General features: G+C 40.2%; 10 protein-coding genes. 7 read left to right on the top strand and 3 right to left on the bottom strand.

Annotated features, from left to right (window positions below):
• Positions 1 to 28 precede the first annotated feature (28 nt).
• The 4 genes from glgB to HWV01_RS10165 all read left to right on the top strand — a co-directional run bounded on the left by glgB (position 29) and on the right by HWV01_RS10165 (position 7,995).
• Positions 29 to 2,278 (top strand): 1,4-alpha-glucan branching protein GlgB, encoded by a 2,250-nt coding sequence (glgB, locus tag HWV01_RS10180; protein WP_211675260.1) that lies wholly within the window; start codon positions 29 to 31, stop codon positions 2,276 to 2,278.
• A 51-nt stretch (positions 2,279 to 2,329) separates the two neighbouring features.
• Positions 2,330 to 4,828 (top strand): glycogen/starch/alpha-glucan phosphorylase, encoded by a 2,499-nt coding sequence (locus HWV01_RS10175; protein ID WP_211675259.1) that lies wholly within the window; start codon positions 2,330 to 2,332, stop codon positions 4,826 to 4,828.
• 130 nt (positions 4,829 to 4,958) lie between these two features.
• The gene (glgC, locus tag HWV01_RS10170) at positions 4,959 to 6,275 is read left to right on the top strand and encodes a glucose-1-phosphate adenylyltransferase (RefSeq protein ID WP_211675258.1); all 1,317 of its coding nucleotides are present in this window, start codon (positions 4,959 to 4,961) and stop codon (positions 6,273 to 6,275) included.
• A 151-nt stretch (positions 6,276 to 6,426) separates the two neighbouring features.
• Positions 6,427 to 7,995, top strand: coding sequence for a glycogen synthase (locus tag HWV01_RS10165; protein ID WP_211675257.1), 1,569 nt, complete (start codon positions 6,427 to 6,429; stop codon positions 7,993 to 7,995).
• 397 nt (positions 7,996 to 8,392) lie between these two features.
• On the opposite strand, the gene HWV01_RS10160 is transcribed toward HWV01_RS10165, so the two are convergent.
• Entirely contained in the window at positions 8,393 to 11,380 is a 2,988-nt protein-coding gene (locus tag HWV01_RS10160) for a di-heme oxidoredictase family protein (protein WP_211675256.1), read from the bottom strand.
• Between the two features lie 585 nt (positions 11,381 to 11,965).
• Here HWV01_RS10160 and HWV01_RS10155 point away from each other — a divergent pair.
• Positions 11,966 to 12,838, top strand: a complete 873-nt coding sequence (locus HWV01_RS10155) for a DNA replication terminus site-binding protein (RefSeq protein WP_211675255.1) — start codon at positions 11,966 to 11,968, stop codon at positions 12,836 to 12,838.
• A gap of 9 nt (positions 12,839 to 12,847) precedes the next feature.
• On the opposite strand, the gene HWV01_RS10150 is transcribed toward HWV01_RS10155, so the two are convergent.
• Positions 12,848 to 13,282: a TM2 domain-containing protein gene (locus tag HWV01_RS10150; RefSeq protein ID WP_249185517.1), complete on the bottom strand. Its 435-nt coding sequence runs from the start codon at positions 13,280 to 13,282 to the stop codon at positions 12,848 to 12,850.
• A gap of 419 nt (positions 13,283 to 13,701) precedes the next feature.
• Here HWV01_RS10150 and HWV01_RS10145 point away from each other — a divergent pair, with 419 nt between their 5' ends.
• Positions 13,702 to 14,121 carry an HPP family protein gene (locus HWV01_RS10145; protein WP_067046411.1) on the top strand — a complete coding sequence of 140 codons (420 nt, stop codon included), beginning with the start codon at positions 13,702 to 13,704 and terminating at the stop codon, positions 14,119 to 14,121.
• Positions 14,122 to 14,191: 70 nt separating this feature from the next.
• Here HWV01_RS10145 and HWV01_RS10140 read toward each other — a convergent pair whose 3' ends face one another.
• Positions 14,192 to 15,451: a multidrug effflux MFS transporter gene (locus HWV01_RS10140; RefSeq protein ID WP_211675253.1), complete on the bottom strand. Its 1,260-nt coding sequence runs from the start codon at positions 15,449 to 15,451 to the stop codon at positions 14,192 to 14,194.
• Positions 15,452 to 15,547: 96 nt separating this feature from the next.
• Here HWV01_RS10140 and HWV01_RS10135 point away from each other — a divergent pair, with 96 nt between their 5' ends.
• Entirely contained in the window at positions 15,548 to 16,039 is a 492-nt protein-coding gene (locus HWV01_RS10135) for a MarR family winged helix-turn-helix transcriptional regulator (protein ID WP_249185516.1), read from the top strand.
• The last annotated feature ends 43 nt before the right edge of the window (positions 16,040 to 16,082 follow it).

Raw genomic sequence — 16,082 nt, 5'->3', positions numbered from 1 at the left:
TAACAATACGTTTAATCCAGGATGGATCATGAGTAACATTTCGACTACAGCAACAATAACAGGGCGCTTTGAAGAACGCTTTAGTCATCAAATCGATGCGCTAAACCAAGGTACACTCGATGACCCTTTTGCTTTTTTAGGTCCACACCAAATCACCAGTGATAAGTACGAACTTAGCGCTTTCATTCCCGGTGCGCAACAGGTGTTTTATCAAGATAAAGACCATCAGCGACGTTATCAACGTGTTGGTACCAGCGACCTGTTTGTTCTTAGCTTGTCAAAAAAACAATACAATGCTAATTATCAACTCACAATCGCATATCCATTTTCTACCGTAGTCGAGCAAGACCCTTATAAATTTGCATCAACCTTAGATCCAAAAGCCGTCTACTTATTTAACGAAGGTACGTTGGAACAAGCTCAACGCCATTTAGGTGCGCATTGGACGATCACCGATAATATTGAAGGCGTTCGTTTTACGGTATGGGCACCAAATGCAAACTCAGTCAGTTTGATCGGTAATTTTAACCATTGGAATCCAACGCGTCATCCAATGCGTAAACACCTAAGTGCAGGTATCTGGGAAATATTCATTGCCGATATTACTGATTCTGATACCGACAATAATTACAAATTCAGTATCATTACCGAAAATGGTGAGCGCTTAGAAAAAGCCGATCCATTTGCCTCGTCCATGCAGTTACCACCGCAAACGGCATCATGTGTCCCCACTAAAGTAAGCTCTAGTGTATGGCAGCAGTCCCCAGCGAAAGCATGGGCACAACGAGCAGAACGAAACGCGATTAACGCACCTATTAGTATCTATGAAGTGCATGCGGGTTCATGGAAACGAGACGAAAATAATGAGTTCTTAAGTTATAAAGCATTATCCGAACAGCTTGTACCTTATGTAAAAGATCTTGGGTTTACGCATATCCAATTAATGCCAATCAGTGAATTTCCGTTTGATGGTTCGTGGGGTTATCAGCCTGTTGGTTTATTTGCCCCGACCAGTCGTTTTGGTAGCTTGGCGGATTTCCAATTTTTTGTTGACGCTTGTCACGAAGCCAACATAGGTTTATTAATCGATTGGGTACCTGGACACTTCCCTGCTGATGCACATGGTTTAGCACAATTTGATGGTTCACATCTTTTTGAACATGCGGATAAACGTCAAGGCTTCCATCCCGATTGGCAAACCCATATCTTTAATTATGATCGCGCCGAAGTACAAAGCTTTTTAATTTCAAATGCACTTGCTTGGTTTGATAACTTTGCCATTGATGGTCTACGTGTTGATGCTGTTGCGTCCATGTTGTATCTCGATTACAGCCGTCAAGAAGGTGAGTGGATCCCAAATCAGTATGGGGGCCGTGAAAATCTAGGTGCCATTGAATTATTAAAACAAGTTAATCAGCGTTGCTATAAAAATCATCCTGGCATCATGATGGTTGCCGAAGAATCAACAGCCTGGCCAGGTGTGACAGCCTTCACTGACCAAGGTGGCCTTGGGTTTGGTTATAAATGGAACATGGGCTGGATGAATGACAGCTTAGAATACATGAGCTGCGACCCACTCTATCGCCAGCATCACCATCATGAAATGACCTTTTCATTAGCTTATGCATTCAGTGAAAACTTTATTTTACCGCTAAGCCATGACGAAGTTGTACACGGTAAAGGCTCACTGCTTAACAAGATGCCCGGAGATGATTGGCAAAAATTTGCTAATTTACGTGCCTATTACGGTTTCATGTGGGCACATCCGGGTAAAAAACTACTGTTTATGGGTTGTGAATTTGGCCAACGTGCGGAATGGAATCATGACCAGTCACTCGACTGGCATTTACTTGATCAACCAGCGCATCAAGGTGTTCAAGCGCTCATAAAAGCCTTAAATAACAGTTACTGTCATCAAGATGCCTTATTTGAGTTAGACACTGAACATCAAGGTTTTGATTGGATCGACGCAAGTAATGCCGAGCAATCCGTGTTTAGTTTTTTACGTTATAACAAAGCAAAAGATGAACATGTTGTCGTGGTATCGAATATGACACCTGCATGCCACTCAAGCTACCGTATTGGCGTACCAAATCTAGGTGAATATGAGGTTATCGTTAATACCGATGATACTGAATTTGGCGGTAGCGGTTTTGCAAGCCAAGCGAGTTACACAGCCGAATACGTTGAATGGCAAGGATTTACACAAAGTATTTGTATAGCGCTACCACCGCTATCAACGGTGTACTTAGCCCCCCAAAAAAATAGCAAAAAATAACCACAGTAATAAAAGAATAGTTAGCCCAAATGTCATAATAAAGGAAGTAATATGTCATTAAAAAAACATACATCTAAAACAAACAAAGTTTGTACGTTAGAGACAAATAATGGGCCAGTGGTGAATGCCAGAACCTTGCCTGAGGATTTAAAACGTCATTTCCATTATACCCTTGGTCGTGATGAAGTGGGTGAATCACCACAATATCTGTACCATGCTCTGGCATTAACAGTCCGTGATCGCTTAATGGAAAAATCACGCGCGACAAAAAAACGACAGCAAACGCAACCGACACGTCGTGCAGCTTATATCTCATTAGAATTCTTAATGGGTCGCGCATTAGGTAATGCGGTGCTAAACCTTGATTTAGAAGACAGTGTTCGTAAAGGCTTGAGCCATTACAGCTGTAAATTAGAATCCATTGCAGATTCTGAACACGATGCCGGTTTAGGCAATGGTGGTCTAGGTCGATTAGCTGCTTGTTTCCTCGATAGCTGTGCAAGTTTAGCATTACCGGTGACAGGCTACGGTATCCGTTATGAATACGGTATGTTTAATCAAAGCATCGAAAATGGTCATCAAGTAGAACACCCAGATAACTGGCTACGTGATGGCCACCCTTGGGAAGTTGCCGCGCCAGAGCATAACCGCCGTATTAAGTTCTTTGGTCATGTAGAAACCTATCAAGATAAAGAAGGTCGCACTCATCACCAATGGGTTGGGACTGAAGATGTACTCGCTGTGCCTTATGATGTACCCGTTCCTGGTTATCAAAACGGTATCGTTAATACGCTTCGCCTTTGGAAGTCAGCGGCAACAGATGAATTTGATCTCGGTGAATTCAACGCTGGTAGCTACACCGAAGCGGTTGCACGTAAAAACTTAGCTGAACAAATTACCATGGTGCTGTATCCAAACGATGCCAGTGAAAACGGTAAAGAGCTACGTTTACGTCAGCAATATTTCCTTACGTCTGCTAGCTTACAAGACATCATTGCTGAATGGGTAAAAGTACACGGCAGTGATTTTACTGATTTTGCTAAATACCACGTGTTCCAACTTAATGATACGCACCCAAGTGTGGCGGTTGCAGAACTGATGCGTTTACTACTGGATGAGCATGATCTAGATTGGGATCTCGCGTGGCAGATCACAACGTCTACAATGGCGTACACCAACCATACCCTGTTGCCAGAAGCATTAGAAAAATGGTCTGTACGTTTATTTTCACACCTATTACCCCGCCTGCTTGAGATTATTTATGAAATCAATGCGCGATTCTTAACGGAAGTCGCTTGTCAGTGGCCAGGTAATGTTGATAAACAACGTGCGTTATCAATTATCGAAGAAGGCGATGATCCACAAGTCCGCATGGCTTACCTTGCAATTGTGGGGAGTTTCTCGGTAAACGGTGTTGCCGCATTGCACACCCAGTTATTGAGTGAAGGTTTATTCAATGATTTCTATCAGCTGTCACCAAACAAATTCAATAACAAAACAAACGGTGTAACGCCACGTCGTTGGTTAGCACACTGTAATCCAAAACTAAGCGAACTGATTAGCGACAAGATTGGTCATAACTGGACCCGTGACTTAAGCGAAATCAGTAAACTACGTCGTTATTATGACAACGCTAAGTTCCATGCCAAGTGGCAAGACGTTAAAAAACACAACAAACAAAAATTAGCGGATTTAGTAAAAGAAGCATGTGGGGTTGAATTCGATACCAACATGATGTTTGACGTTCAAGTTAAACGTATGCACGAATACAAACGCCAGTTACTTAATATTCTGCATGTTATCCATCTTTATGATCGCATCCGTCGTGGTGATACCGAAGGTATGACACCACGCTGCGTATTAATTGGTGGTAAAGCGGCGCCAGGTTATTTCATTGCTAAGTTGACGATCAAATTAATCAATAACGTTGCCGCAACGATCAATGCCGATCCGCTAGCACAGCCTTGGTTACGTATTGCATTCTTACCAAATTACAACGTAACAGCGATGGAAACTATCTGTGCAGCAACGGACTTGTCAGAACAGATCTCAACCGCAGGTAAAGAGGCGTCTGGTACAGGCAACATGAAATTCATGATGAATGGCGCTGCCACTATCGGTACATTAGACGGGGCAAACATCGAGATCCGTGATGCTGTCGGTGCAGATAACTTCTTCTTGTTTGGTGCTCACAGCGAACAGATCACCGATATCCGGGCTCACTACAACCCTGAAAATATCATTGCCAATGACGACAAACTAAACAGTGTAATGACATTACTCAACAGTGGCCATTTCAACTTATTTGAAAATGGTTTATTCCAACCATTAATCGACTCAATTTTAAACCCGCATGATCAGTGGTTAGTCGCCCATGATTTTGCAAGCTACTGTGAAGCGCAACAATCAGCCGCCCTCGCCTATCAAGATAAAGCAGCATGGACACGATTAAGCATTCTGAACACCGCAGCAAGTAGCACGTTTTCAAGCGACCGAACAATTAATGAATACAATCAAGATATTTGGAAGCTAACACAGCTGGACGCTTGATTTAACACTATTTATTAAGCCCTTGATTACTCTTGCTTTCACAACAAAATAACTTAAAGCATTGATTTAATAGTTAATTCAAGGGTGAATAATTAAACCGAATTTCGACACAAGCTTATGGAGAAGTAATATGTCAAAAGGTACACATCGTTATATTAGTAACTTAACTAAAGATACTTACGCCTTAATCCTTGCAGGCGGCAGAGGTAGTCGTTTACATGAGTTAACTGATTGGCGCGCAAAACCAGCTGTATTTTTCGGTGGCAAATTCCGCATTATTGATTTCCCATTATCTAATTGCATTAACTCTGGGATCCGTCGTGTTGGTATTGCAACTCAGTACAAATCACATTCATTAATCCGTCACGTAAACCGTGGTTGGGGACATTTCAAGAAAGAATTGTCTGAGTCTGTCGAGATCTTACCGGCATCACAACGTTACGGTAACGATTGGTATTCAGGTACGGCAGATGCCGTATTTCAAAACATCGATATTATTCGTTCAGAAATGCCAAAATACGTCATGATCTTGTCTGGTGACCACGTATATCGCATGGATTACGGTGATCTACTTGCTAAGCACGTTGAAAATGGGGCTGACATGACGGTATGCTGTATCGAAGTCGCAACAGAAGAAGCGGCTGGCCAGTTTGGTGTAATGACAGTAGACGAAGATAACCGCGTTAAGCGTTTCGACGAAAAACCTGCACAACCAAATGAGATCCCAGGTAAACCAGGGCAGTGTTTAGCATCAATGGGCAACTATGTATTTAATACTGAGTTCTTATTTGATCAACTAGAAAAAGATGCGACGCGAACTACATCTGACCGTGATTTCGGTAATGACATCATTCCCGCAATCATTGAAGATCATCAAGTATTTGCATTCCCATTCAGCGATCCAAATAGTGATCAACAGCCGTACTGGCGCGATGTAGGCACGCTTGACTCGTTCTGGGAAGCAAACATGGAACTAGTGACACCTGAGCCACAACTTAACCTTTATGATTCAAGCTGGCCAATTTGGACGTACCAAGAACAACTACCACCAGCTAAATTTGTTTTTGATAACGATGTACGCCGTGGTATGGCTGTCGATTCGACCGTTTCTGGTGGTTGTATTATTTCAGGTTCAACAATCCGTAAATCACTGCTATTTTCAAATGTACATGTGCATTCATACTCAACAATTGAAGAGTCGGTAATATTACCGGGTGCTAATATAGGCGAAAATTGTAAATTGCGCCGTACTATCATCGACAGCAAATGTGTATTACCAGCCGGATTGATCGTAGGCTATGATAAAGACCAAGACTTAGCAAACGGTTTCCGCGTATCCGCAAAAGGGATCACCTTAGTAACATCGGATATGCTTAAAAAAATGGCAGAAAAGGGCGTTAAAGCAGCACTAGAAAAAGCCGCTAAACAAACTGCAGAACTCGTTTAATCGATAACTGAAAATTAATGTTTTATAGGCAATAAGTCTCTTAACTAAGTGACTTATTGCTATTTTTGTTTTATAACAATAAGTCTCTTTAATTCCACGATTATATTTCAATAAGACAACTTTAATATTCTGCTTTAAGGACAATTTATTCATGCACGTTTTAATGATAGCCGCCGAAAATGATGCGATACCAGGTGCTAAAGTTGGTGGCGTTGCTGACGTAGTTCGGGATTTACCAAAAGCTTTACCTAACCATGATATAAGCGTTGATGTTCTGATTCCTGATTATGGTCATTACGCGAACAAGTTTGAGTCACGCAAACTTGCAAGTGTAAAGGTTGGGTTTGCAGGTCAAACCGAAACAGTTACCCTATTCGAACTGTTTTTACCCGAAACACCAAATAAAGTACGTCAGTTTGTACTGCAACATCCCTTATTTAGTCAAGGCGGTCATGTGTATAGTCATGACGAAGGCAACCGCCCTTTTGCTACTGACGCAACAAAGTACGCCTTGTTTAATCTTGCTGTATGCCAACTTCTTATCGAGTCAAAATTAACCCGACCTGATGTATTACACTTACACGACTGGCACAGTGCAACAATAGCTGTATTAGCCCAATACGCTCCGCAATATAAAGCACTTGCTAATATCCACTCGGTTTACACCGTGCATAACATTGCCTTGCAAGGTATCCGTCCGATTGCAGGCGATAAATCAAGTTTACTACATTGGTTCCCAACACTTAATTTTGATAAAAATGCCATTTGCGATCCGCGCTATAACCACTGCTATAACCCAATGCGCGCTGGTATCAATCTGTGTAACAAAGTCCATGTGGTATCACCGACTTATGCGGAAGAAGTATTATACGCCAGTGATGCTAGCAATGGTTTCTTTGGTGGCGAAGGACTAGAACAAGATCTGGCAAACGCAAAACAGCAAAATCGTTTAGTCGGTATTTTAAATGGCTGTGAATACACAGATACAGTCAATAAAAAACGCACTAAACCACCTGCACTAAGTACCTTTTTAGCCCCTGCACAGCAACAAGTTAAGCGCTGGTTAGCACAGTCTGAACATTTAAAAACGGTACATTACCTTGCGAATGAACAGATCAATACCTGGAATAGCCAAGCACCTTTCACTGATTTTTTAGTAACCAGCATTGGTCGTTTAACCGATCAAAAAGCACTGTTATTACGTCAGCCTTATCAAGGTAAAACAGTATTGTCTGTATTACTTGATGATCTTGCACGCATGAATGGCCGCATGATCATTCTAGGTTCTGGCGATACTCGCATTGAATTTGAATTCATGCAGCTAATGGCAAGTCACGATAATTTCTTATTCTTAAATGGTTATGGCCAGACATTATCCGATCAAATGTATCTACATGGTGATCTGTTTTTAATGCCAAGTTCATTCGAGCCTTGTGGTATTAGCCAAATGTTAGCCATGCGTGATGGTCAACCTTGCCTCGTTCATGCTGTTGGCGGTTTAAAGGACACTGTTCAGCATTTAGAAAATGGCTTTAGCTTTAACGGTTCATCACTACAAGAACAAAGTGATAACTTGATTAATGCCTTTAACGAAGCAATCAAACTCCATGCAAACAAACCTAAAACATGGGCAAAGATTGCAGACAACGCAAAGTCGGCTCGTTTTAGCTGGCAAGAAAGCACAAAGCAATATCTAGAACAGCTCTATACACACGACTAGACTAATAGACTAATAGACTAATAGACTAATAGACTAATACAGTGATAAATATCTAAACCACCCTGCTTTGCTCGGTGGTTTTTTGTTTCCAGCGACGATAAAAATGCACAAGCTATACATTGGGGCGCTGGTTTAGAATATACACCCGCTACATTTTCAGATATAAGTTTCCGTATTGGTTATGAAGCTGATTCTTTTAAACTTGAACAGAAAAAGGCTAAGGATACTAACGTAACGATTGCTTCTGCATACCTTGCTGCAACATACAAATTCTAATTTTAGCTGGTAAGAAAATACAAAAAAATATTTAGAATTACTTCACACGAATTAATTTCTGTAAACGAGTTCAAAGCCACCTAATATTATTAGCTGGCTTTGAACTGTTATTTAACGCTCGTTATAGAGAGCGTAAGAAGGCAATCAAAGCTTGTTTATCAGCTGTTGATAGGTTTTGGTAATTTTCGTTAGATAGTTGAGCCTCACCGCCGTGCCACAGAATAGCTTCGTCGATTGTTCTTGCACGACCATCATGTAGATAACTTGCATCTGGAGAACAAACTTCATCACCCCGCTTATTACGGTCTACATCAATCACACCGCCTGTAACACAAGCTGAAAGACCTAACCCCCAAAGTGGCGCAGTCCGCCATTCTGCTCCAGTAGCTTGACCTTCACCTAAATTATCAGCTAAGCCAGTCCCCATATTATGCAGTAATAGATCCGTATAAGGATGAATAGTTTGGTCTCTAAGTTCAGAAAAAGGTGCATATGAACTCGTTTGCATTGTATCTCGGTGACAACTTTCACAGCCAATAGCATTGAACTTCTGCTTACCAACAATGACCTGTTGTTGCTCAATATCACGCTGAGGTCTAACACCTAACAAAGCAATGTATTTAACTAAATTATCAAGATTCTCATCAGATAGCTCAGCCCCTTGACTATTGTTACAATTTTTTTGCTCTGCTCCACAATCAGGATTAGGTAGCACACTCGTCATCACACCCATATCAGTATTTAAAGCACCTGCAATTTGATGTTTCAAACTAGACGCTCCAGCTTTATAACCAAACCGGCCTAGACGAGTTTCGCCAGTAACGGGGTCAGTTACCTTTTGTGCTCGACCTGAAATACCATCTTGATTTGTATCTTGAGGATCTTCACGTTGTAAAATCACCCCCTCACTAACCGCTTCAAGTAACCCTAAACCAACAAGTTGCGGTGCAAGTCTTGCAGAAAATTGTGCAGGTCTATTTTTAGAAAACTCATAATTTGGTGAGCGTAAACCATTAGATTCACTCCAAGCACCAAGAGCAACACCACCTTCACCCTCTTGCTCTGCAATTCCAACATTGTTTGGCTGTAGTACGGACCCAATAAGCGGATGTGGATTTCCATTGCTATCCGCAACTTTAAACACCCACTTGTCTAATGCCTCGCCAACGTCAGCAACAGGTGCGCGACCATTTCTAGCATGGCAAGAAGAACATGAGTTATTAACGTAATGCGTTCCAATTTTATTTTTAAGCTCCTCAAAAATCCCATTTTTTGCTGATTCATCATGCTCTCCACTGCCCATATTCGAGTGGTGAACACGGCGGCCTAAAACAAAAGCTTGGCCATTAACGCTAGATAGATTCGTCGCCATCTGCATAAAATGATTATCAGGCTCCGCGCTATATTGATAAGGTAGCGTTGTTTTACCACCTAACCAAGCAGCCTCATTAATAGGTTTAGAATTTTCACGTTCAGAAGACTGGTCAGCAAAGTCGCCCACTGTTTTCCAAGGAACCATACCGCCTGCACCAACTTGATAGAGGTAAGTTGTACCGTAATAGTTATCACGTCCTTCTGGGGCATTATCAAGAAATTGACTCACTTCAATCTCCATATACTGACCTAACGCTAAATCACTTCTAGTACCATCAAGAGCGATAAATTGATCAATAGTAAGTCGATATTTATATTGGTTTCCATCATTACTTACCAACTCCAAATTATCATCGAAAGTACCATTAGCAATTTCTTGAACATGATTCTCATAATTCCCATGATATTCGGCTACAGTGCCAATTCCTCTATACCAAGCCCTAAACTCTTTAACGCCCAGTTTCCACTCTGTAACAAAAGTGATTTCAATATCACTGCCGCCTTTAGCGACAGTATCAACAAATTTAAAACGAGCCGTTCTGTGGGTCCAATAATGTGAAAGGTAATGATCGTATGCTTGGAAATGATCTTCTTTTGCGTGACGGTCACGACCACGGTCTGCAAAACGGGTTATCACAGCATTATTCGTCTCTGAAATAACACTTGGTTCCAATACTGTGTCAGCATTAAATAAAGGCGTGATGTCAGCGTCATTGATAGGACAACCGAACTCATTGACTGGATTACCCATTGGCGTATTTCCACACTGATCTATTGCATCGTTAATACCATCACCATCAGAGTCAATTTCAGGCTCGACTTCACAACCGACCTCATTAACAACTACATCTGGTCGAGTATTAGGGCACAAATCAATACTATCAATGACGCCATCGCTGTCAGTATCATTTACAGAACTAGATTCAAGCGTATAAGTTTTACTTTCAGTGTCAGTTGCAGACTTTCCAGTCCAGTAGGTAAAGCTATAAACAATCGAATCACCAATAGACAGGTTATTTAACTGAAAGTGATTACCATTTCCAGATCCAAGCATGCGAATATTTCGCAGCCCTCCTCCGTTGACCTTGAAATGAACGTCAGCCCAGGCATTATTATTCACATAAAAATTAACAGTATCTGAGCCAACCTGTTCGATCCCTGTCATTTCAGTAGCCACTTCACAACCATTTGTATCAACAGCCTGACCACTTTGAGTATTTGGACACTGGTCTAAGCTATCAACCACACCATCGTTGTCACCATCAAGTTCGCAACCGACTTCATTAACGCTGGCACCTTTACGAGTTGTAGGGCATTGATCAATACTATCAATAACACCATCATTGTCCGTATCTTTAGCTTGTTCAGATTGAAGTGTATAATTTTGAACGGAAGTAACAATCGCAAATCCTTCACTTCCCCAATAAGTAAAACGATAGCTAATTGAATCCCCGCTAGATAAATTGTTTAACTGAAATCTGTTGCTATTCACAGATAACGTCATACGGATATTTCTTTGATTTCCGCCGTTAACCTTATAGTGGACATCAGCCCAGTCATTACTATCAAGGTGGAATTCAACCGCGTCGTCGTTAATCTGTGTGATACCTGCTATTTCAGTAGGTATTTCACCACCAGCTCTCACTTGATTTACATTTAAAATTAACATCCCCATAATGAAAAATATTCGACCCGTCATTCTATTTGTTTTTTTTATTATATTATTTTTTATCATTACTCACACTCAGCATAAAAAGTGGAATTCAGTCATTCATTGCTAATAACTAAATGTATTTAAAATTGCTAAATCACTTACTACACAGCGATCTAGCCGACACCAGATGACACTAACTTACAGTGGTCAACGCTAACTGACACTAACTGACACTAACTGACACTGGTGGTTTTTTTAAATTCACTTTATTTTTAACAACATTCTTTAAATTTTATCTATTCTTGTCCAAGTGTCGGTACAACTTCCGACTTAAAACGCTACTATTTTGTTGTTATACAATAATATTTGAGTACGAATACAGCCAAAATACGTCAATAAATAAAAATAAAAGAATTGTGAAGTCAATAACTACCATAAAAATCTACATCATATTTTTCACGCCAAAACTAAGTTACCTTCGGATAAAATAGCAATAGAAAACCAAGCTTACTGAAACCTTTAAAAATCAGTACATCACAAGATCGATCAACGAATGAGCTGCGATGATCACATAGCGATCACCTAATTAGTCACGCTATTGCATGATGGTCTACTCATTACTATGCTAGTGATTAACGATAATTAAGGTTAACACTAGGATTAAACATGACTGATATTAAAAGCTTATTTGATCAACTCACCGCAGATTTAGACTTATTAAAAAAACTGCTAGGAGCCACACAGCCTGTGCAGGCATTAGTTAGCCGGATCCCAGCGGTACTAAAAGGCCAAGAACAAGCAATAATTAACGAAATCATTCCCGAATTAACGACCGATATGTTGGCAATGAAGTTAGCTGCAGAGGCCTTTAAAGACATTCACATTAAACACCCATTTTCGCAAAAATCAGCCCGCCGCTATGTCGGTATTATTCATTTACACCCAGACCACGACAATACAGAGAAAATAGTTACACAAATTAATGCCATTAATACGATCAAAGCGAAGATAGAACATGCTGTTGTTAGCGAGAATGACACACGCCAAGCGAGATTCAGCGCAATACACGATAATTGCCCAGGGGTGATGACTGTACACCTCTATCGAAAGATACATTGTGTAGATGATGAGTTAGTTAAATCAGTGCGTTTTAGTTGGCAGCGTAAAGATTCATTACACCAACCCGATAAGATAAAGTTATTAGCACAAATCACGATTGAACAAGAAAGAGCGACACTAGATAACCAATTGGCACTAGCGCAACTTTATCAAAAAATAGCCACGACACCAGAACATGCATTACGTATTCGTCGACCTGTCAAAGTACAACCAGCAGCGAATATTGTAAAAGTAACCGGATTAAAAACAGTCACGGCACCATTACCAATAATAGTGGTGCAGAAAGAACCATTAGAAACAAATGAAGTGGCAGATTTTGTTGCATCGCAGGTACGAAAGCAACGTTCAGATAAGCGTAAAAATACAGTATTAGGAACTCTGACTGGACATACTATTGAGAAAATAACCGCTGAACGATAACCCTGATAACTAGAACCAAGGACGGCTTTCTAATACATATTCTTGTTCAAATTCAACATTTGACTTAAACAAATAGATAACAAACTCAACCAAAGCAATAATCGCAATGACCATCGAAGGTAAACCGAGAAAAACATAACCTAGTACAAACAACACCAACATGCAAATACCTTGTTTATGGTACCCTAAATAAAATTTATGGAAGCCTAAAGCGCCAAAGAAAAAAGCCAATAATACCGCGCCCATTTTCTTTGATTTCCCTACTGTTGTCATTGTGACTGAAACAAGTTCACCGGACTTTAAAGTGAAGTAAACTTGACTACCTATCTGAGGTAGTCGTTGGTACATCCACTGATTGATATTAAATATATAACGACATCCATCCTCACCAGAAATAACGCCGTTCTTACTTCCGATATCAAATTCAAGGATCGATCCCTTCATCACTAACTCCATCTATAAATATAAGTGGTTAAATTATCACATTATTATTAACAATAACACCAAACTGACATACTGTTACATTACGAAGCGCAATCAATAAAGAACTATAAAAAATATTAGTGCCAAACAATGGTTAACATTTTTATATGCACGATCGGGAAGCCATTATATTTATTGAAACCAAAGCAAACAACAGTAAAATTTATTTTATATTATTAATATGCATATTTAATTAAAAGTTAATGTTTTTGGTTAATTATCACTCGAACTTATTAAAATAAAATTTAAATCATCAACACGATTGCTATTAACTTGCTGATAAATTGAATGAATTTATAGTTATTTTAATCTTAACATCGCATTCTATTCACATTTGGGTATACTAAATAAATCAATACAACATAACACAGAGTTAATATATGAAAGTAAGAGATATAATGGCAGACAATATTGTTTGTATTAGCCATAAGGCCAGTTTAAAAGATGCGCATGAACTCATGCAAACTCGTGGTGTGCGCCATTTACCCGTTATCTCTGAAGACGATGGCACACTGGTTGGTATTCTGACTCACAAAAAAATGATCAGCACTGTCATTTCAATGATGAACAAATACGGCACTGACATACTCGCAAGAAAAGAACGTGGTCAGTTAATCGAAGATTTAATGGAATCAGACTTTCAGAAACTAACCGAAGACGAACCGCTTAAAATTGTTGTTGAATACTTTATTGGTAATAAACTTGGCTGCCTTCCGGTCATCGATAATCAGAACAAAGTCATTGGTATTGTTACTTCATCTGACTTTGTAAAATTATGCGCGCAATTACTGAATGAATAATAATACAATTTATTTGTCTGCTGTAAGCAAGGAGGCTGGTAGTTCCTTTCTCAGCCCTTGCTCAATGTTGTTATGACACAGTTTTACGAGAATAGGCTGCGGCAATTGTGGCCCCCGTAAGCGCTATCATAGACGAAAGCAGCATCATGATAACGACAGGTTGCACTGAACCCAGACTTATAAATGCAGATAGTGCACTCACAGTCCCACCGATTGTATACTGAGTTGCTCCTAATACCGCAGAAGCAGAGCCAGCATTACGCCCAAAACTCTTCATAAAACATGCACTCGAATTTGAGATCACCGCACCATTTGCCGAAATAGCAATAACAAAGCCGACGACAGCCACATATAAAGCATCAGGTACAAGCACAGATGCTGTCACTAATATTATGCCACCAAACACTTGCAAGCTGAGAAACGCTTTTAATAAAGCTTCTGGTTCAAACCGCGCTAATAAAAATGTATTCGCGCGGTTAACAACCACCAAACCACAGATATTGGCAAAGAACAACATTGAAAACTGTTTTGGCGTTTGACCAAACACTTCCATATACATCATCGACGCATTCGTTAAAAATATCATCATCACTGAATAAGCAAACGCTTGTGCAACCATGAAGCCTAATGCGCGTTTTTCACTAAATACCGATAATAACCCGAACTTTTGCTGTATTTCTGAAGATGCGGATTCAAGTATAACCTTTTCAGTTGGCTCAGGCATAAAGCACATAACTAGAATAGCCACCAGCACAGCCATGATCGCAAGTGTATAAAAGATCCAACGCCAATCAGCTAACGACATAATGATGGTACCCACTGTCGGCGCGATAGAAGGTGCAATCATCATAATGAGCGCAATCAACGAAAACAACTTAGCGGCTTCTTTACCACTGGTCGTATCCCGAATAGTTGCAGGGACACCAACCACAGCCATACCACCACCGATAGCTTGCAACACACGCCATAACCACAAAGCTTCAATTTGATTTGCAGTGGTTAATAATATGCTCGCAATCGCAAACACAGCTAAACCAGCAATCATAGCAAAACTACGGCCTTTCTTATCTGACAAGGGCCCACCGATTAACTGCCCTATAGCCAGTCCAAAAATGTATAAGCTTACCGTCACTGACATCAAAGAAATATCAACGCCCATTGCATTGGCAATGGTTGGCATTGCAGGCAAATAACTGTCAATAGTAAAAGGGGTTAATGCAAATACTGCAGCCAGCGTTACAATCAGTGTCTTATTCATTTTTCCGGTATTATCTATCGTATCAATTTTTATCTCACTCGTGGCAAGTGAAGAACCATTACTCAGTGTCATTTTACGCCTCCAATTTATCTTTCTAGAAAGATAATAACTGGACTTTAGCTTTCTGGCAAGATATATTATCGAGGCGACTAAATAGATAGGGATTGAATGATGACGAATAGCATTAACGACATACTTGAAGCAATGAGTGAAAACTGGCCCCAGTGCGCTGACACGGTTTCTCCCGCATTATTACGCTTACTCCGTGTCAGTAATCTATTTCACAATAAAATGGAAACGCTTGTTGAAAGCCATAATTTACAGCGCGCAGAATTCAGTGTATTAGCGACATTAAGACGGAGCCCAATACCTTATTGTATGTCACCCACAGCACTATATCAGTCAATGATATTTAGCTCTGGTGGACTGACCAAAGTATTGCATCGCTTAAACCAAGCAGATTTGATTGAAAGAGTTGATAACCCAGAAGATAAGCGCAGTAAACTGGTACAATTGACAAGTACAGGTAAGCAATTAATTGAAACGGTAATGCCACAATTACATCAAAAAGAAAGAAATATATTAAGTGTGTTATCACCAGATGAGCAACAACAACTTGACTCGTTTATGCGACGTATTTTAGAGGCGCATGAGCCGTAAGATAATAACAGTGCAGGATTACGATCACCCTGCACTCTTTATT

This window comes from Moritella sp. 5, assembly GCF_018219455.1.
Lineage (GTDB): Bacteria > Pseudomonadota > Gammaproteobacteria > Enterobacterales > Moritellaceae > Moritella.
The sequence above is the reverse complement of the archived record's forward strand: the minus strand, read 5'-3'. Positions and strand labels throughout refer to the sequence as shown.